The organism is Amycolatopsis sp. NPDC051371, from assembly GCF_040682155.1.
GTDB lineage: Bacteria > Actinomycetota > Actinomycetes > Mycobacteriales > Pseudonocardiaceae > Amycolatopsis.
The window spans coordinates 156,903-174,271 of record NZ_JBFBAG010000002.1 but is presented as its reverse complement, the minus strand read 5'-3'; the positions used below and the strand labels follow the sequence as shown (position 1 = coordinate 174,271).

General features: G+C 71.5%; 17 protein-coding genes. 8 read left to right on the top strand and 9 right to left on the bottom strand.

Annotation, left to right across the window (positions count from 1 at the left end):
• Positions 1 to 114: 114 nt before the first annotated feature.
• Positions 115 to 2,211: a hydantoinase/oxoprolinase family protein gene (locus tag AB0M59_RS03020; RefSeq protein ID WP_364607587.1), complete on the top strand. Its 2,097-nt coding sequence runs from the start codon at positions 115 to 117 to the stop codon at positions 2,209 to 2,211.
• Positions 2,208 to 4,502, top strand: coding sequence for a hydantoinase B/oxoprolinase family protein (locus AB0M59_RS03015; RefSeq protein ID WP_364607584.1), 2,295 nt, complete (start codon positions 2,208 to 2,210; stop codon positions 4,500 to 4,502). The genes AB0M59_RS03020 and AB0M59_RS03015 overlap by 4 nt, the downstream gene beginning before the upstream one ends.
• Here AB0M59_RS03015 and AB0M59_RS03010 read toward each other — a convergent pair whose 3' ends face one another.
• From AB0M59_RS03010 to AB0M59_RS02985, 6 genes are all read right to left on the bottom strand, one after another.
• The gene (locus tag AB0M59_RS03010; RefSeq protein ID WP_364607581.1) at positions 4,503 to 5,102 is read right to left on the bottom strand and encodes a TetR/AcrR family transcriptional regulator; all 600 of its coding nucleotides are present in this window, start codon (positions 5,100 to 5,102) and stop codon (positions 4,503 to 4,505) included.
• A 28-nt stretch (positions 5,103 to 5,130) separates the two neighbouring features.
• Entirely contained in the window at positions 5,131 to 6,201 is a 1,071-nt protein-coding gene (locus AB0M59_RS03005) for a hypothetical protein (protein WP_364607578.1), read from the bottom strand.
• On the bottom strand, positions 6,198 to 7,646 hold the full coding sequence (locus AB0M59_RS03000; protein WP_364607576.1) for an FAD-dependent monooxygenase: 1,449 nt from the start codon (positions 7,644 to 7,646) through the stop codon (positions 6,198 to 6,200). Before AB0M59_RS03000 ends, AB0M59_RS03005 begins: the two co-directional genes overlap by 4 nt.
• Positions 7,647 to 7,739: 93 nt before the next feature.
• Positions 7,740 to 8,672: a GNAT family N-acetyltransferase gene (locus AB0M59_RS02995; RefSeq protein ID WP_364607573.1), complete on the bottom strand. Its 933-nt coding sequence runs from the start codon at positions 8,670 to 8,672 to the stop codon at positions 7,740 to 7,742.
• A 19-nt stretch (positions 8,673 to 8,691) separates the two neighbouring features.
• The gene (locus AB0M59_RS02990; protein ID WP_364607570.1) at positions 8,692 to 9,207 is read right to left on the bottom strand and encodes a hypothetical protein; all 516 of its coding nucleotides are present in this window, start codon (positions 9,205 to 9,207) and stop codon (positions 8,692 to 8,694) included.
• Between the two features lie 145 nt (positions 9,208 to 9,352).
• A complete protein-coding gene (locus tag AB0M59_RS02985) occupies positions 9,353 to 9,556 on the bottom strand; it encodes a hypothetical protein (RefSeq protein WP_364607567.1) in 204 nt (67 codons plus the stop codon).
• 244 nt (positions 9,557 to 9,800) lie between these two features.
• Here AB0M59_RS02985 and AB0M59_RS02980 point away from each other — a divergent pair, with 244 nt between their 5' ends.
• A complete protein-coding gene (locus AB0M59_RS02980) occupies positions 9,801 to 10,952 on the top strand; it encodes a N(5)-(carboxyethyl)ornithine synthase (RefSeq protein WP_364607564.1) in 1,152 nt (383 codons plus the stop codon).
• 50 nt (positions 10,953 to 11,002) lie between these two features.
• On the top strand, positions 11,003 to 12,379 hold the full coding sequence (locus AB0M59_RS02975; protein ID WP_364607561.1) for a PLP-dependent aminotransferase family protein: 1,377 nt from the start codon (positions 11,003 to 11,005) through the stop codon (positions 12,377 to 12,379).
• 149 nt (positions 12,380 to 12,528) lie between these two features.
• On the opposite strand, the gene AB0M59_RS02970 is transcribed toward AB0M59_RS02975, so the two are convergent.
• Both AB0M59_RS02970 and AB0M59_RS02965 read right to left on the bottom strand, forming a co-directional pair.
• Complete coding sequence (locus AB0M59_RS02970; protein WP_364607558.1) at positions 12,529 to 13,380, bottom strand: NAD(P)-dependent oxidoreductase; 852 nt, start codon at positions 13,378 to 13,380, stop codon at positions 12,529 to 12,531.
• Between the two features lie 13 nt (positions 13,381 to 13,393).
• Positions 13,394 to 13,795, bottom strand: coding sequence for a cupin domain-containing protein (locus AB0M59_RS02965; RefSeq protein ID WP_364607555.1), 402 nt, complete (start codon positions 13,793 to 13,795; stop codon positions 13,394 to 13,396).
• A gap of 149 nt (positions 13,796 to 13,944) precedes the next feature.
• Between AB0M59_RS02965 and AB0M59_RS02960 the strand changes: the two genes are divergently transcribed.
• A complete protein-coding gene (locus AB0M59_RS02960) occupies positions 13,945 to 14,676 on the top strand; it encodes an SDR family oxidoreductase (protein ID WP_364607553.1) in 732 nt (243 codons plus the stop codon).
• Positions 14,673 to 15,071, top strand: coding sequence for a hypothetical protein (locus AB0M59_RS02955; protein WP_364607550.1), 399 nt, complete (start codon positions 14,673 to 14,675; stop codon positions 15,069 to 15,071). The genes AB0M59_RS02960 and AB0M59_RS02955 overlap by 4 nt, the downstream gene beginning before the upstream one ends.
• Here AB0M59_RS02955 and AB0M59_RS02950 read toward each other — a convergent pair.
• On the bottom strand, positions 15,022 to 15,684 hold the full coding sequence (locus AB0M59_RS02950; protein ID WP_364607548.1) for a hypothetical protein: 663 nt from the start codon (positions 15,682 to 15,684) through the stop codon (positions 15,022 to 15,024). The genes AB0M59_RS02955 and AB0M59_RS02950 overlap by 50 nt on opposite strands.
• A gap of 136 nt (positions 15,685 to 15,820) precedes the next feature.
• On the opposite strand from AB0M59_RS02950, the gene AB0M59_RS02945 reads away from it, so the two are divergent.
• Both AB0M59_RS02945 and AB0M59_RS02940 read left to right on the top strand, forming a co-directional pair.
• Positions 15,821 to 16,243, top strand: coding sequence for a hypothetical protein (locus tag AB0M59_RS02945; RefSeq protein ID WP_364607545.1), 423 nt, complete (start codon positions 15,821 to 15,823; stop codon positions 16,241 to 16,243).
• The gene (locus AB0M59_RS02940) at positions 16,236 to 17,360 is read left to right on the top strand and encodes a hypothetical protein (RefSeq protein ID WP_364607542.1); all 1,125 of its coding nucleotides are present in this window, start codon (positions 16,236 to 16,238) and stop codon (positions 17,358 to 17,360) included. The genes AB0M59_RS02945 and AB0M59_RS02940 overlap by 8 nt, the downstream gene beginning before the upstream one ends.
• Positions 17,361 to 17,369: the final 9 nt, after the last annotated feature.

The following is a 17,369-nucleotide window of genomic DNA, read 5'->3' as shown; positions in this document are numbered from 1 at the left end:
GTCGACTATTTGACGTCATCGACCATACCGCGTCAAGAGGGTTGACTCTTGTCACATGTGTTGAATAGTCTACGCCTCAGTTAGCAGCTTTCTCCGCGCAAAGGAGCGTGAGTCATGGCCTATGTCATCGGCGTGGACGTGGGCGGCACGTTCACCGATGCCGTTCTCGACGACGACGCCGGGACCGTGCTCGCCGCGAAGTCCCCCTCGACCCCGCCCGACTACTCCCAGGGCGTGCTCGACGTGCTCGGGCTGCTGGCCGAGCAGCTCGGCAAGCCGCTGCCGGAGATGCTGGCGGACACCCACCACATCGCCCACGGGACCACGTCGTCGCTCAACGCGCTGGTGACGGGCAACGTGCCGCCGGTCGGGTTCCTCACCACCAAGGGCCACCGCGACTCGATCTTCATCATGAACGTCGAAGGCCGCTACCTCGGGCGCTCGCCCCACGAGCTGCAGAACGTGCTGCGGCAGAAGAAAGACCACGGTCTGCTGCCCAAGCGGCTCGCCCTCGAGGTGACCGAGCGGGTCGACCGCGACGGCACCGTCGTCGTCCGGCTCGACGAAGACGATGCCCGCGCGAAGATCCGCGAACTGCTGGGTGACGGCGTCCGCGCGATCGCCGTGTCGCTGCTGTGGTCGTTCCGCAACCCGGCGCACGAACAGCGGATCCGCGAGCTGATCGCCGAGGAGGACCCGGACGTCTTCGTCGCGCTGTCGTCCGAAGTGAGCCCGCGCATCCGCGAGTTCGCCCGCAACGCCACCACGATCATGAGCACGCAGATCGGCCCCGGCCTGCGCGACTACCTCACGACGCTCGAAGACACGCTGCGCGAGAACCGGCTTTCCGGGCCGCTGCTGGTGATGCAGAGCAACGGCGGCGCGGTGGCCGCCAAGGAGGCCCCGGCCGCGGCGATCAGCACCGTCGGGTCCGTCCTCACCGGCGGGGTGATCGGCTCGGTCGCGCTCGGCCGTCAGCTCGGGCACCGGAACATCATCTCCACCGACGTCGGCGGCACGACGTTCCTCGCCGGGCTGGTGGTCGACGGCGAACCGGTGCGCGACACCACGACCGTCATCAACCACCACCCGATCAACGTCCCCACGCTGCGGGTCGACGCGATCGGGTCCGGCGGCGGCGCGATCGCCTGGCTCGACGCCGGCGGGAACCTGCGCATCGGGCCGCACAGCGCCCAGGCCGTGCCGGGTCCCGCGTGCTACGGCAACGGCGGCACCGAGCCGACCAACACCGACGCCAACCTGGTGCTCGGCATCCTGCCCGAGCGCGGGCTGCTCGGCGGCCGCAAGCCGCTGTCGCTGGAGCTGGCGCGCGAAGCGATCGACACGCACATCGCCAAGCCGCTCGGCCTCACCGTCGAGGAAGCCGCGGCCGCGATCTACACCGTGCAGAACGCCCAGACCGGCGACCTGCTGCGCAAGACCGTCGTCGAAGCCGGGCACGACCCCCGCGGGTTCGTGCTCTACGCCTTCGGCGGCGCCGGCCCGGCGCATTGCGCGGGCTACGCGGCCGAAGTCGGGTGCACCGAGGTCGTCGTCCCGCTCGGGCCGGTCGCGTCGGCGTTCTCCGCGTTCGGGCTCGCGTCGTCGGACATCGTGCTGGCGGCCGAGCTGTCCGACCCGCTGAACGTCCCCTTCGACCCGCAGCGCGCCGAACGCAACTTCGACCGGCTGGAACAGCGCGTCCGCGAGGGCTTGGACCGCCAGGGCCTGAAGTTCGAGAAGGTCGAGCTGTATCGCGAAGTCGACATGCGCTACTCGATGCAGCTCGCCGAGGTCACGACGCCCGTCGTCCAGGGACCCCTCGACATGGCGGCGATCGAGGAAGCCGCCGCCGGGTTCGAAGAGCGTTATGCCGCGCTGTACGGCAAGGACGCCGGGTTCCGCGAAGCCGGGATCCAGGCCATCACGTTCCGGGTCCGCGGCGTCGGCATCCTGCCGTTCAGCCCGCGGCTGCCCGAGGTTCCGGTTGCGGATTCGCCCGCCACGCCGGCCGGCACCCGGCCTGTCTGCCTCGACGCCGCTCTCGGGTACGTCGGCACCGCCGTCTACGACTACCGCGAACTCCGCAGCGGGCACGTGCTGACCGGCCCCGCCATCGTCGAAGTCCCGACCACCACCGTCGTGGTGCCCGCCGGCTCCACCGGCACCGTCGACCACCTCGGCAACCTCACGATCAGGAGCGCGTCATGAGCATGCCCATCCCGGGGTCGGAGCAGTTCTCCAGCCGGCCCGTCGACCTCGGTGAGCTCCAGCGCTCACTGCCGTCCTCTTTGGACGTCCACAGTGTCACCCAAGACCAGATCGACGCCCTCGACCCGCTGACCTACGAGGTCATCCGGCACCGGCTGTGGTCGGTCACCGACGAGATGGGCGAGGCGCTCAAGCGCATGTCCGGCTCGCCGATCGTCACCGACGCCAACGACTTCGACTTCGCCATCTCCGACGAGCTCGGCCAGGAGGTGCAGGTCGGCCTCTACAACACGATGCTCGTCGGCGCCGTCGACCTCGCCATCTACTGGACGCTGCGCAACCGCGCGGCCAACCCGGGCATCGAGGCCGGCGACATGTTCCTCTGCAACGACCCCTGGGTCGGCGGCGGGCTGCACCAGAACGACGTCATCGTCTACCAGCCGGTGTTCCACGACGGCAAGCTCTTCGCCTGGACCAGCGCCATCGCCCACCAGCCCGACCTCGGCGGCGTCGGGCTCGGCTCCTTCTCCCCCGCCGCCGAGGACGTCTTCTCCGAGTCCCTGCCGACCCCGCCGGTGAAGGTGGTCCGCGACGGACGGCTCCAGCGCGACGTCGCCGACCTCTGGGTGCGCCGCTCCCGCGTGCCGATGCTCGTCGGGCTCGACCTGCGCGCGAAGATCGGCGCGAACAACGTCGGCGCCGAACGCCTGCACGCGCTCATCGAGCAGTACGGCCCCGACACCGTCAAGGCCGTCATGAAGCGGATGATGTCCGACGCCGAAAGCCGGTTGCGGGACAAGCTTTCCGCGCTGCCGGACGGCTCCTGGTCGGCGACCGGCTACCAGGACCAGTCGCACGAGGGCGACCGCGGCCTGCACAAGATCACGGTCACCACGACCAAGACCGGCGACCACCTGACGTTCGACTTCACCGGCACCGATCCCCAAGCAGGCGTCATCAACTGCACGTACGCGGGCATGCGCGGCGGCGTGATGCTGGCGCTGCTGCCGATCCTGGCCGGCGACATCCCGTGGTCGGCGGGCGGGCTGATGCGCTGCTTCGACCTCGTCACCGAGGAGGGGACGCTCAACAACGCGACGTTCCCCGCCGCGGTCGGCCGCGGCCCGATCGGCCCGGCCTGGCTCACCGGCAACCTCATCGCCGAATGCCTCGCGCAGATGCTCGACCGGGACTTGGAACTCGGCAAGAGCGTCCAGGCGACGTGTTGCGGCACCTGGGACACCGCGGTGATCGCCGGGCTCGACGAACGCGGCGAGACGCCGGCGCCGTTCCTGAGCATCATCATGGAACCGATGGCCGGCGGCTACGGCGCGCGCCCGGACGCCGACGGCATCGACACCGGCGGCCTGTTCTGCATCCCGATGGGCCGCGTCCCCGACGTCGAGATGACCGAGTTCCTCTACCCCGTACTGACGTTGTGGCGGCGCGAAGTCCCCGACTCCGGCGGGCCGGGAAGGCACCGCGGCGGGCTCGGCGCGTCGATCGCGATGACCCCGCACGGCACTAGCATCCCGATGGGACTCGTGCTGGCGTCGGCGGGCAAGGCGATCGCGCAGAACGGCGGGCTCGCCGGCGGGCACCCGGGCAATAGCGGTCTCGACGTCGTCGCGCGGCAGAGCCCGGTCGCGTCCCTGCTCGCTTCCGGACGCATTCCGTCCACAATGGACGAACTTGGGGACGCGCTGGAGCCCGGTCAGAACTACGCGTCGAGCTACCTCGCGCCCGGTGAGGTCTTCGCGATGACGTGGCAGGGTGGCGGCGGCTACGGCGACCCCCTCACCCGGGAGCCGGCCGCCGTGGCCCGCGACCTGCGCGAGGCCAAGATCAGCCCGGCGGCGGCACTCGACGTCTACGGCGTCGTCGTCCGCGAGGGAGTCGTGGACACGGCCGCGACGACGGCCGAGCGGTCCCGGCAGCGCGACGCACGCCGTTCGCGTTCGCAGGTGCCGGGAACGTCGCTCGGCAAGACCGGCCTGTCCGGCGCCCGCCGGCTCGACGACAACCTGGTCGAGCCCGCGGACGGCGGTCTGGCCTGCGGTCACTGCGGCGAGCACCTCCGCACGGCGGACGGCGAACCGGCGGTGGCGGTCTACGAAGGTCCGCCCACGGACGCGGGCCCGCAGATCATCGCGAGCGCGGCCGACTACGTGGACGCGGCCGTCGTGTTCCGCCAGTACTGCTGCCCGTCCTGCTGGACGGCGGTGTACTCGGGCGTGGTCCCGGCGGACCACCCGAACTCCCTGCGGGCCCTCGGCCACCTGGTCGGGTGATCACCCGCGCAGGGCGGGTCCGATCCAGCGGCGGACGAGCGCGCGGATCCCGTCGTCGGTGAGCGGCGGGGTCGACGGGTACTGCAGGAACGACAGGAAGAGGCGCATCAGGAGCTCGGCGAGCCCCTGGAGGTCGTCGTCGGTGGTGACGCCGACGGCGGCCCAGTCCACCGGGACGTTGCGCAGGATCCTTGCGCCGTAGGAAAAAGCCAACGGTGAGATCACGCCCACCGTGAAGAAGTCGGCTTCTCCCGCTTGCAGGAGCAGACCCAGGTGGGGCTCGCCGGGCAACGTCCGGACCGCGAACACCACGGATTCCACGGCGACTTCGGTGGCGCTGCCGAAGGAGGCGAGGTGGCGTTCCATCCGCCCGGCGAACTCCTCGACGCCGGCCAGCGCGACCGCGCGCAGGATGTCGTTCAGGCTCGGGAAGTAGCGGTAGACGGTCTGCCGCGTCACCCCGGCTTCGGCGGCGACGTCGGACAGGCTGGTCTTCGCGAGCCCGGCCCGGTCGAGGCACGCCGTCGCCGCTTCGACGATGCGGCGGCGTGCCTCGTCCTCCGTGCCGGGCGGGTTGCCCCGCCATCCGTGGTGCCCCATGCGCCCCATCTTCCCCGACCGGCCGGGCTCAGACCGGGGCAGGGGCCCGCGCCTTCCGGTACAGCGCGACCAGCACCAGGCCAGCCGCGGCGAAGCAGGCGAGCGCGTAGGGCCCGCTTCCGACCGGAGTGCCGTCCGCGGTGACGCCGTCGTCCGCGGCGAGGTACGCCGGGAGGGCCCCGACCCAGAACACCGCCATCGCCCCCAGGTAGACGGCGGGATAGCTCCGCGCGAACGCGGATTGCGGTGCGCGCTCCGCCCGGGTCGTGACGATGATCCAGGCGCCGGCCAGCCAGACGAGCGCCAGCTCGGCGCCGAGGATCCAGGCCTGTGCGGCGGTGTTCCCGTCGACCAGGCTCGACGGGATGCCGGCGATCGCCATCGTGGGTGGGGTGAGCACGCCCGCCGCCAGGGTGCGCAGCGCCAGCGGCCACCCGCGGCGCGGGCCGCCGGTCAGCCGCACGACCAGGTAGGTCAGCGCGCCGAACGAGACGGAGGCGAACAGCAGCATGCTGGTCATCGGCACCGACGCCAGCGCGGGGTGGTTGACGATCCGGTTGCCCGGGTTCCACGCCCACCACTTCAGCTGCGGGCCGAGGTGGTCGAAGACCTCGTAGAACACCTGGCAGACGAAGGCGACGGCGACCGAACCGGCGAACGGGCCCCGGCTCCGGAAGATCCCGAGCGACCGCACGAGCTCGTAGGCGAGCTGGCTGATCGCCGGGTAGAACGCCACGATGTAGAGCGGCAGCCGGTCCGCCATGAACTGCACGGTGAACTGGTTGTGGGCGAAGATGAAGCCGTACAGCTTGTCGAGGCCGAACCACTCCGGGAAGTACAGCGGTGGCTCGGTGACGAAGAGGTAGACCAGCGAAGCCCACCACAGCGCCAGGTTGACCGGGTCGCCCGCGCGGTACCGCCGGACGGCGTGCACCAGCGCGAAGACGGCACCGCCGACGATGAGCAGTTCGAGCAGCGGCATCGTCCAGTGGGCGAGCGCCCAGGGGAAGCGGACCGAGACGACGGGGGCGACGTCGTGGCAGTCGAAGCCGAGCCCGCGGGTGAGGGCTTCGGCGTCCGGCCCGCAGGCCGCGGTCATCGCGCGGTCGCCGTCGAATAGTCCGTGGCGGGCGGTTCGGCCTGGGCGTCGAACCCGAAGGGCACCCGGTGCCGGCCGAGCGCCGCGCGGACGCGGTAGCGCACGAGCCCCCCGATGACCCGCGGGTTGCGCAGCATGTCCCCCAGCGACTCGTCGAGGTTGAACACCTTGGCGAAGTGCTCGTCGACGACCTCGTCCTCCCGGGCGGCCCCGACGATGAGGCTGAACGCGGGCGCGGAGACGGCCGCGAGGATCCGGCGTTTCCACTCGCGTGGTTTCTCGGTGCCCTCCGCGCACTCGTACCCCTGGTCGCGGGCCATCGCCAGGCTCCACGGCACGTTGAGCAGCTTGCGTTGCGCGGCAAGGAACTTGGCGGAAAACTTCGCGTCGAGGTGCTTCGTGCGGGCGAGGTGGTCACGCAGCAGTAGGGCCGAACCGGCCGCGGAGCTGATGCCTTGGGCGTAGAAGGGGTTGAACGCGCAGATCGAGTCGCCGACGAAGACCAGCCTCTGCGGCGGGGTGCGCAGGCGGTCGTAGCGCCGCCACTTGTTGCCGGTCGAGCGGGTCAGGTGGACTTCCGAGGTCGGTTCGCACCGGTCCATCGCGGCGGCGAACATCGGCGTCCGCACGCGGCGGGCCGTCTCGACGAACGCGTCGGTCGTGCGCGGCATGTCCAGGCCCCACGAACCCATGCAGGCGATGACCCGGTTGCCCTCGACGGGGAAGAAGTTGACCAGGTACTCGTGTTCGGCGGGGTGCTCGCCCTTGTCCGGCGTCGGCATGATCACCAGGTGGCGCCACCACCAGGTCGCGGGCCGCGGCGCCGGCAGGTCGTACCAGCGCGAGGTGTAGGTGACCTTGGCGTCGAGCGTCCTGGTCTCCGGCTCGGGCCAGCCCGCCGCGACCAGCCAGCCGCCGACCGGGGAGCCGCGGCCCATCGCGTCCACGACGAGGTCGGCGTCGACGTGCTCCTCTCCGTCGGCGGTGAAGCCGACGCCGGTGATCTCGCCGTCCCGCGTGGTCAGGCCGGTGACGGCGGCGCCTTCGCGGATGACGACGTTGGGCAGTTCGCGCACTTTGTCCCGCAGGACGCGTTCGATGAGGATCCGCGAGCTGTAGACCATGGTCATCGCGCTGCGCTTGCGGGCGGACCAGCCTTCGCCGTCGAGGTAGGCGGCGTCCATGGACGGCATCAGGTGCAGCCCGCCGGCGGCGATGAGGTCGTCCTCGAAGCCGTCGAAGAGCGCCCCGATCGCGCGGCGGCCCGAGTTGAGGAGGAAGTGCGGGTGCTTGCTCTGCGGCACCCCGCGGCGGTGCTCGGCTTCGGCGGGGAGCTCGTCGCGTTCGAGCACGAGGACCTGGTCGAAGTGCCGGGCGAGCGCCCCGGCGGAACACAGTCCGGCGGCGCTCCCACCCAGGACGACGGCGGTCTTGCCGAGCCGCATGCGGATCAACTCCCCACGTCGAATCATACAAAGTGACGACGAATGTATGAATGAGTGGGCGTGAGTGTCAAGGCTCCGTTCGCCGCGCACCCGCTAGTGCGCCGGCGGCGAACTCACCCTCAGCACGGTGCGGTCCGGATCGAGGACCCGCATCTCGTACATGCCCCACGGCCGCACGAACGGCGGCTCCGCGATGTCCACCCCACGCCCGGTCCACTCCCGGAACAGCTCGTCGACCTGCGCCGCCGAAGGGACGTCGAGGTGCAGGCGGGTCCCGTGGACGCCGGTGACCTGGGTCAGCATGATCTGGACGTTGTCCCGCCCGACCAATGCGGTTCCCGGCTCGTGCGGCTCGTCGTCGGCCAGGAACCGGGCCCGCGGGTCGGACCACCGCCAGCCGATCCGGAAACCCAGCGCACCGGCGTAGAAGTCGAGGCTGGCACCGAGGTCGCCGACCAGGAGGTTCGGCCGGCAGGCAAAGATCGCCGGCGGGGACGCACGCCGCCTCTCGGCCAGCAGCCCGAACAGGAGATCGTCCGTCCACTCCCCCTTGAGCCACGTGTGCCGGCGCCGATGACCTTCCGCGCCGAACCCGAGCCGCTCCAGCAACCGCGCCGACGCCGTGTTCCGCGCGTCGCACTCCGCCGACACCCGCCGCACGCCGGCGGCGAAGACCCGGTCCAGCACGCACCGCACGGCTTCGGTCGCGTAGCCCTTTCCTTGGTGGGCCCGGGCGATCGTGAACCCCACCTCGGCCTGCATCCGGTTGCGGTCCAGGCACACCCCGACGTCCCCGATCAGGACGCCGGCACACTCGACGGCGTACTGGAACCAGCCGGGCGTGCCTTCTTCGGCGGCCGCGAACTCCGTCACGAGCCGCCGGGCGGCCGCCTCCGGAACCGGTGCGTCCCAGCCCTGATAGCGGGCGACCTCGGGATCCGAGCGGTACGCCGCGAACGCCGCCACGTCCCCCGCGGCGAACCGCCGCACGATCAACCGCTCGGTCGAAACCGGCAATTCGCGCATGCGCCCAGACTAGGCGCCTTCAGCGGGCCGAACCGTGGGAGCCGCGGATCCGGAGCCCGTCCGACTCGATGATCAGCTCCGTCGGGCAGTCGTTCACGCCGACTCCGGCGAACCGGATCGGCTCGCGGCCGGCGCCCACCAGTGTCGTGGTGCCGTTCTTCTCCTCGAGCCGCACCGTCCGCGGGCCCGACCGGGTGTCGAACACCTGCAGGCTGCCGAAAGCCGCCTCGAGGTCCGGCCACGCCGCCTCGCGGGGACCGCCCAGGACGACGGACGGCAGCGGTTGCGGTTCCCCGTCGAGGAGGACCTCCAGCCGGCAGGTCTCGCCCGTCTCGATCCGCAGGCCGGTCTCTTCTTCGCTGTCGAGCGTGAGCTCGACGTACCCGCCGCGCGGCGCGGTCTCGCGGATCTCGAGCTCACCGCCCGGCCGGACGAGGAACTCGGCCGGGTATCGGGCCACGACCGCCAGGAGCGGGTGGCGCAGTCCGTTGACGATGCGGATCGACTTCACCCGCTGCGCTAGTGATTCGGTCAACGGAAATACCCTTCGAAGTGGCTGGGAACCGGCCGATCGTACCTCTGCCGCCCGGCTCTTCCGCGCAACCCTAGGGGTGTCTTAGGGGATGGTCCGGACCGGTGCGGAGTACGCACCGACCCGAGACCGACGACGGGCGGTTCGCTCAGCGGCGACCGCGGCGACCGGACGGGTCGTGGGCCGCCCTGCCGCGCTGGCGCGGGGCAGGCTCGGTCGCCTCGTCGGAGAACGGCGCCGGGCTGTACGCCGGCTGGCGGAACAGGCTCCCGTACCGGTCGTCCTGGGGCGCGGAGAGCGCTTCGGAGCGGGGTTCTTCGGCGACGGGGTGGCTGAACAGCGAACTGTCCACTGTGGAAGACGTGATGAGGGGATCCTCTCGTGGGCGCCAACGGAAGTGGCGTGATTCAGGTGTGCGACGGGACACGCCCGGCGACATCACGGCCGGCCGCGAACGACGCGGGACACCGGCCGGAATGGGGACCGAGGACGGCGCAGGTTCGATCGTCTGCGCACGAAATGCTCTCGGACACCACCCAGCGTACACGACGCCTTCCCGGAGTGTGTTAAGACTGGCCTCTAGCAAAGGGGCCACCGTGCACCAGCTCAGTCTCGGCGTCATCGCGCGTTCACGGAAAGAGAACGAACGGCGGTTGCCGATCCACCCGCACCACCTCGACCGGATCGACGCCGATCTCCGGAAGTCCATCTACCTCGAACACGGCTACGGCGAACCCTTCGGCGTACCCGACGAGCACCTCGCGGCCGCCGTCGCGGGACTGCGCACGCGCGAACAGCTCATCGCCGAGTGCGACGTCGTCCTGCTGGCCAAGCCGCTGCGCGAAGACGTCGCCGAACTGCGGCCCGGCCAGGTGCTCTGGGGCTGGCCGCACTGCGTGCAGGACGCCGAGCTGACCCAGCTGGCCATCGACCGGAAGCTGACCGTCATCGCCTTCGAGGCCATGAACCACTGGCGGCGCGACGGCTCATTCGGCCTGCACGTCTTCCACAAGAACAACGAGCTGGCCGGCTACTGCTCGGTCCTGCACGCCCTGCAGCTGATCGGGTCGACCGGCGACTACGGCCGCCGGCTGCGGGCCGTGGTGATCGGCTTCGGCGCCACGGCGCGCGGCTCGGTGACCGCGCTGAACGCCCACGGGATCCACGACGTCGACGTCCTCACCGCCCGCGGCCTCAGCGCGGTCGGCTCGCCGATCCACTCCGCGACGATGGTGCACATCGACCACGACGCGAACAACCCGGGCGATCTCCGCCGCAGCCACGCCATCACCGACCACGGCCGGGTGCCGCTGGCCGGGTTCCTCGCCGAGCACGACATCGTCGTCAACTGCGTGCTGCAGGACACCGCCGCCCCGCTGACCTTCCTCATCGAGGACGACCTCGCCGCCTTCACCCCCGGCAGCCTCATCGTCGACGTCTCCTGCGACGAAGGCATGGGCTTCAGCTGGGCCCGGCCCACGACGTTCAGCCGGCCGACGTTCCCGGTCGGCGACGGCGTCACCTACTACGCCGTCGACCACAGCCCCTCCTACCTGTGGAACTCGGCGACCTGGGAGATCAGCGAAGCCCTGCTGCCGCACCTGCGAACGGTCCTTTCCGGACCCTCCACATGGGACGATCACGAAACCGTCCGGCGCGCCGTGGAGATCCGGGACGGCACGATCCGGAACCCCGCGATCCTGTCCTTCCAGCACCGCGCACCGGAGTACCCGCACCAGCACCGCTGATCGCCGAGTCCCGCGGCGTGCCGCAGAATGGGCCGCGGAGGTGGACCACGGTGGACAAGCTGGGCATCGACCTGCACCTCGACGTCGGCGAGCCCCGGGCGCGGTCGATCGAATCGGCGCTGCGCGAGGCGGTGACCACCGGCCGGCTGCCCGCCGGGACCCGCCTGCCCGGCACCCGCGGTCTCGCCGAGGACCTCGGGATCGCCCGGGGCACGGTCGTCGCGGCCTACGCCCAGTTGGTCGCCGAGGGGTGGCTGGTCAGCGCGACCGGGTCCGGCACCCGGGTCGCCGACGTCACGCTCCCGCCCACCCCGCGCGACATCCCGGTGCGCCGGGTCGTCGACCTGCGCCCCGGCCGGCCGGACCTCAGCCTGTTCCCGCACGGCCCGTGGGCGGCCGCGGTGAAGCGCGCGCTGGCCGCGGCGGGCACCGGCAGCATGGACTACGGCGACCCGGCGGGCTCGCGGGAACTGCGCGAGGCGGTCGCGACGTACGTCTCCCGGGCGCGCGGGGTGCGCGCCGAAGCCGGCGCCGTGGTGATCACCAGCGGGTTCACCCACGCGCTCGCGGTACTGGCCAGGGCGCTGCGCGGTTCGGGGACGATCGCGACGGAGGATCCCGGCCTCGCGCACCACCGGCGCCTGATCCACGGCGCCGGGCTGGAAACCGCACCGTTGCGCGTCGGACCGGACGGCGCCGACCCGGCCGAGATCCCTTCGCGGGCCTCGGCGGTGCTGCTGACGCCCGCCCACCAGCACCCCCGCGGCGTGGTGCTGGGCCAGGCGGCGCGGACGGCGTTCCTCGCGTGGGCGCGTGACCGCGACGGGTACATCATCGAGGACGACTACGACGGCGAGTTCCGGTACGACAAGCAACCCGTCGGCGCCCTGCAGGCCCTCGACCCCGATCGGGTGATCTTCGCGGGCAGCGCCAGCAAGGCACTGGCGCCCGGGCTACGGCTGGGCTGGCTGGTCGTACCGCCGCGGCTGCGCATCCCGGTGCTGGACGCGTTGGCGGCGACCGGCGCGACCGTCGGCACGCCCGGCCAGCTCGCCCTGGCGGACTTGCTCGACCGCGGCGACTACGACCGGCACGTCCGCCGCGCCCGGGTGGTCTACCGGAAGCGGCGGACCGAGCTGGCCGCCCGCCTCGCCGAGCTGACGGAGGTCCCGCTCGACGGGGTGCCGGCCGGGCTGCACGCGCTGCTTCCCCTTGCTTCGGCGCGGGAGGAGCGCCGGCTCGTCGACGCCGGCTTGGAGGGCGGCCTTCAGCTCGCGGGCCTGCACGCGGCGGGGTACTGGCATTCCGCCGAGGGGGCGAAGGCCGGGCTGATCATCGGCTACGGCACACCACCGCAGCACGCGTGGCGGCCGGCCTTGGACGCGCTGACCGAGGTGCTGCGGGGTGCGGAGATCGCGCCTTGGTGAAATTGGGCGCCGAGACCTGCGGCTCGGTACTTCCGTAGCCGGCTCTCAATGCGCCGCGCGGTGCGGGGATCGCGCCCTGGTGAAGGCGCCGCGCCGCGGACAAGCGGCCCAGCTCCCCCGCCCGACCTCACCCACACCGCGAGCGGCCATCACAACCCGGCAAAACCATCCCGCCACGACACGAAACCCGGCACCCACCCCAGCTCCTTGCGCGCCCGGGTGTTGTCCGCCCCACGCGCCCAGCCCGTGCGCTCGGCGTCGACCCGAGCCGGCTCCGGAGCGCCCACAGCGGCGCAGAACACCGGGACCCACTCGCGCCCCGGGGCGGGCTCGTCGTCGCACACGTTGACCGCTCCCGTCGGCCAGTCGAGTGCCGCGACCGCCGCCGAAGCCGCGTCGTCGACGTGCACGAAGCTCGACACGTCCGCGTTCGCGGGCAGGTTCCCCTCCTCGGCCGCCCGTGCCATGAGGGCGCCGCGCTCGTACCAAGTCCCGGGGCCGTACAGCAAGCCGTACCGGAGCACCACCCATTCGGGCAGCTCCGCGATCGCCGTCTCGAGCGCCTCGATGCCGCCGACCGTCGCCACCCGATCGGGTGCGCCGTGCAGGTCCAACGGCGTGTCCTCGACCGCCGGCGAGACGCCCGGCTCGTATGCCCACGAGATGCTTTGCGCGACGATCCGCCGCACGCCCGCCGCTTTCGCGGCGTCGACCAGGTTGCGCGTGCCGACCACTCGCACCTTCGCGTTGGCGGCCCGGTCGCCGGCGCCGAGGTCGGTGAGCTGGTGCATGACGACGTCCGGACGCGCCGCTGCCACAGCGGAAGCGAGTCCCGCCGCGTCGTAGACGTCACCGAGCACGGCCGTCGCCCCGGACGCCTCGATCCGGGCGGCCGACGACGGGTTTCGGGTCAGGCCGACCACCGAGTGGCCCTGGCCGGTCAGCGCCGGGATCACCCGGCGGCCGACGGCGCCGGACGCGCCGGCGAGGAAGATCCGCATGCCGTTCTCCCGTTCAGTTCCGCGGCGCGCGGCGGCCGGCCCGCTCGGCCAGCTCGTCCGCGCCGACGAAGGTCAGCATCTCCTGTCCCGGCGCGCAGATCATCACCACGACGAACCGGCTCCACGCGCCGGCCAGGTTGTTCGCCGCCTGGTAGTGGATCACGTCACCCCCGGGCTCCCAGAACGCTTCGCCGGCTTTGATCACCCGTTCGGGTTCACCTTCGAGCTCGAAGATCATCTCGCCTTCGAGCAGGTACCCGAACACGGGCCCGGAGTGCCGGTGCGGCGGAGTGCCCGCGTCGCCGGGCGGGAGTTCGATGGTGGCCGTCATGACGTGCGCACCGTCCGGAATGGACGGAGTCTGCGAGGCCAGCATGGTGAGGACGGAGTTCGTCCTCGGCTCTGCGTGGGTCATGCGTCCACGCTAGGCACAACGCGCCGGGGCCGGGTGGTCCACTTCCGAGCCGGCGCAGTGGACCGCTTCCTGTGACGCGCGCCGCACCCTGTCACGTTCCGCGGGGCCGGTTCGTCCGGTGGCCGACGCTGAACAGGAAGGGGACAACGATGCGAGTGGCCGTCGCCGGTGGGACCGGCATGATCGGCAGTCTGGTGGTCCGGGAGCTGACCGGAGCCGGACACGAACCCGTCGTCCTCGCGCGATCGCGCGGGGTCGACCTCGTCACGGGCGAAGGGCTGGGCGCCGCGCTGGCCGGGTGCGAGGAGATCGTCGACGTGACCAACGTCGTCACGCTCCGGAAGAAGCGGGCGATCGGCTTCTTCGGCGCGGTGGCGCGCCACCTCGCCGCCGCCGACGTCCGGCACATCGTCACGCTGTCGATCGTCGGGATCGACGACGTCGGCCTCGGGTACTACTTCGGCAAGCGCGAGCAGGAGCGCGTGGTCCGGGAGGGGCCGGTGCCGTGGACGATCCTGCGGGCCACGCAGTTCCAGGAGTTCCCCGAGCCGCTGATCGACGGCGCGCGCGGCCCGTTCGTGGCGATTCCGCGCCAGCTGTCGCAGCCCGTCGCCGCGATCGACGTGGCCCGCGCGCTGGCGGCCCGGGTCGGGCAGGCCCCGGCCGGCTACCTGCCCCCGCTGGCCGGGCCCGAGCGGCTGCGGATGGTGGACATGGCGCGGCAGCTGGTCAAGGCGCGCGGGGATCGCAAGATCGTCGTCCCGGTGCGGTTGCCGGGCGCGGTCGGCAAGGCGATGGCCGACGGCGGTCTGCTGCCCCCCGACGAGCACGTCGAAGGCACCCGCACGTTCGCCGAATACCTCGGCCAGGTGCGCCGATGAACAGTCTAGCGATCCGCCTGGCCCTGGTGATCCCGTTCGGCGAGCAGCTGGTGGTGGGCACGTGGAACCAGCTGTTCCCGCGCAGTTTCTACGACGACTTCCCCACGGTGGACCTGAACCCGCCGTTCAGCGACCACTTCGCCCACGACTTCGGCAGCGCGACCCTCGGCATCGCACTGCTGCTCGGCATCGCATTGGTGAAGCCGAAAACGCACTACGTCGTGCCGGCGTCGCTGGCGTACTCGGTGTGGTCGGTGCCGCACTTCTTCTTCCACCTCTTCACCATGGAGGCGGCCGGCACCGGAGAAAAGGTGTTCTTGACCGTGACCAACGCTCTGGTCGCGCTCATCGGTCTGACGCCGATCGCCTTGGCGCTGCTGCGGGACCGCCGGTGAGGTGCACGTGGAGCATGGCGGCCGGGTTCCGGCGGTGGTGCGGCTTCCACGGTCCCAGCCCGATTTCCGCGCAGACGTGGGTTTCTCCGGCCAGGTGCGCCGGGCCGTCCTCGGCCAGGGCGCGCACGTTTTCGGCGGCGAGCTCGTAGGCACGCCTGCTGCCGATGAGGAACAGGGTGTCCGCGGCGAAGGCGTACCTCAGGTGGTCCCGGAAGTCCTGGTGGAAGAACCGCTCGTGGTCGGCCCGCCCGAAGACGGGGAACGGCCGGCGCGGCAGCGTGACAGTGCTCACCGCCGGCGGGGACAGCCGTGACCGCAGCCGCTTCCAGCTCGACACCCGGAACCCGAGGCTGTGGTGCAGCAGCACCAGGTCGAGTGCTCCGCCCGAGCGCAGCGGGAGGTGGATGAGGCTGTGCGGCGAACGCGCGGCCAGCCACCAGGCGACGGGGAGGTCGACGGCCGCGGCCTTGTCGAGCGCCAAGTCCGCCCCGTACCGGTATTCCGCCAGCGCGGCCGTCCGAATCGGACGTCGGGGGCGAACCACTCGGTAGCCGACGCCGTCGAGGCGCGCCGTGCTGACCTCGGCACGCCACCGCACCCCTGCGAGCCGCATCACTTTCCTCCTCGTTTCGGCTGACGCCGAAACCATAGGTGCCGGGGAACTCCCGCGGCCACCGGATTGTCAGACCTCGTAGCCTGGCCGAAGATCTTGTGGAGGGAGTCTCGTGGTGGCAGGAGAATGGCGAGTGGTGTCCGAACCCACCCCCGGGGTGACCCCGCCACCGCCGTCCCCCGGCGACCACGACGCGAAACCCGAGCCTGAGCCCACGCCGTCGCCCTCCCCCGGGCCGCCACCGAAGCGCGTGCCGCCTTGGGGGCAGCCGGACATCGGCGTGACACCGTCCTGGCTGCGGCAGCGCGCCGATGCCTGTGACGAGACCGCCGACGCCGTGAACGCCCTGCGCGGCGCGGCCGACGACACCTTCGACCCGCTCGGGCGCGCCGCGCCGGGCTGGGACTTCGTCGGCAGCATCGACGACATGCAGTCCCGCTGGGACGGGCTCAACGACCTCCTGCACCGACGGCTCGCCGAGGGCGCGGAGAACTTCCGGCTGAGCGCCGACGCCTACACGAAGACCGACGCGGCGGGCGGGGAGCGGATCGGTGGTTGACTTCAAGCAGCTGACGGAACTCGACGTCGCCGGGCTGGAGACGTTCGCCGAGCAGTGGGCGCAGGTCCACGAGAAGCTCCACCGGATCCGCGACGCCTACGAATCCGCCGTCGTGACCCCGCTGGAGGATGGCGACTGGGCCGGCAAGGGCGGCGACGCGGCGACGAAGTACTGCGCCCGCATCCGCTGGGACTTCGACGCCGTGGACGCCGAAGTCAAGGCGCTGCGCAAGTACATCGACGTCGAAGCCGACGGCAGCGAGGGCACCGCGGGCCTCAAAGGCCTGGAGGGCCACCAGCGAGCCGTGCTCGACCTGCAGCGGCAGGCGCGCGAACGGGGCATGACGGTCACCGCCGCGGGCAAGGTCACCTGGGACGACACGCCGGGCGTGTCGCCGGGGTACTTCGACGCGCTCGGCGAGCAGGCCGACATCGCGGACGGCCTCGAAAAACAGATCCAAGCGCACCTCAAGCAGGCCACCGAAATCGACGAAGAGCTCGCCCGCAACCTCAAGGTCGTCTTCGGCACGCAGGACAACTTCGAGACCGAAGACCGCCGCTACGGCGTCCTCCCGCCCACCGAACACGACCGCCGGGTCTGGAACCAGCTGCACAACGTCGTCCTGCTGGGCCTGGTGAAGCAGGGCAACGACCACGCGGCCTGGCTGCTGCAGCACTACCTCGACGGCGACGGCAAGACGGTCGAGGCGCCGGTGCAGGACATGCTCGACGACATGCCGTCCTTCCAGGAAAAGGTCGACAAGTCGGTCGCGGAGGCCGGGAAGGGCCCGGACGGCCCGTTCACGACCGGCTGGACGACGACCGCGCCGGACCTCCAGCGGGACGGCAAGGGCGGCCAGGACTGGTACTACTCGTTCAACCACTTCCAGTACCGGCTGGTCGGCGAAAAGCACGGCGACGAGGTCACCTACCACGTCGAGATCCAGAAGCGGTACGACTGGGGCATCCCGAGCGAGCACCGGCGCGACCTCGAGAAGGACTCGCCGGTGCTGGACGTCGACTTCGAGCAGGCCGACATCGCGCACCTCAACACGACGGGCAAGGCGCGCGACTTCGACGTCGTCGGCAGCTCGGGACAGAAGACCGCGACCGTCTAGCCCGCGGTG

Coding starts and splice junctions, on each gene's coding strand:
- AB0M59_RS03020 (WP_364607587.1), top strand. CDS start 115: ATGGCCTATGTCATCGGCGTGGACGTGGGCGGCACGTTCACCGATGCC.
- AB0M59_RS03015 (WP_364607584.1), top strand. CDS start 2,208: ATGAGCATGCCCATCCCGGGGTCGGAGCAGTTCTCCAGCCGGCCCGTC.
- AB0M59_RS03010 (WP_364607581.1), bottom strand. CDS start 5,102: ATGGGGCACCACGGATGGCGGGGCAACCCGCCCGGCACGGAGGACGAG.
- AB0M59_RS03005 (WP_364607578.1), bottom strand. CDS start 6,201: ATGACCGCGGCCTGCGGGCCGGACGCCGAAGCCCTCACCCGCGGGCTC.
- AB0M59_RS03000 (WP_364607576.1), bottom strand. CDS start 7,646: ATGCGGCTCGGCAAGACCGCCGTCGTCCTGGGTGGGAGCGCCGCCGGA.
- AB0M59_RS02995 (WP_364607573.1), bottom strand. CDS start 8,672: ATGCGCGAATTGCCGGTTTCGACCGAGCGGTTGATCGTGCGGCGGTTC.
- AB0M59_RS02970 (WP_364607558.1), bottom strand. CDS start 13,380: ATGCGGATCTTCCTCGCCGGCGCGTCCGGCGCCGTCGGCCGCCGGGTG.
- AB0M59_RS02965 (WP_364607555.1), bottom strand. CDS start 13,795: ATGACCCACGCAGAGCCGAGGACGAACTCCGTCCTCACCATGCTGGCC.
- AB0M59_RS02960 (WP_364607553.1), top strand. CDS start 13,945: ATGCGAGTGGCCGTCGCCGGTGGGACCGGCATGATCGGCAGTCTGGTG.
- AB0M59_RS02955 (WP_364607550.1), top strand. CDS start 14,673: ATGAACAGTCTAGCGATCCGCCTGGCCCTGGTGATCCCGTTCGGCGAG.
- AB0M59_RS02950 (WP_364607548.1), bottom strand. CDS start 15,684: ATGCGGCTCGCAGGGGTGCGGTGGCGTGCCGAGGTCAGCACGGCGCGC.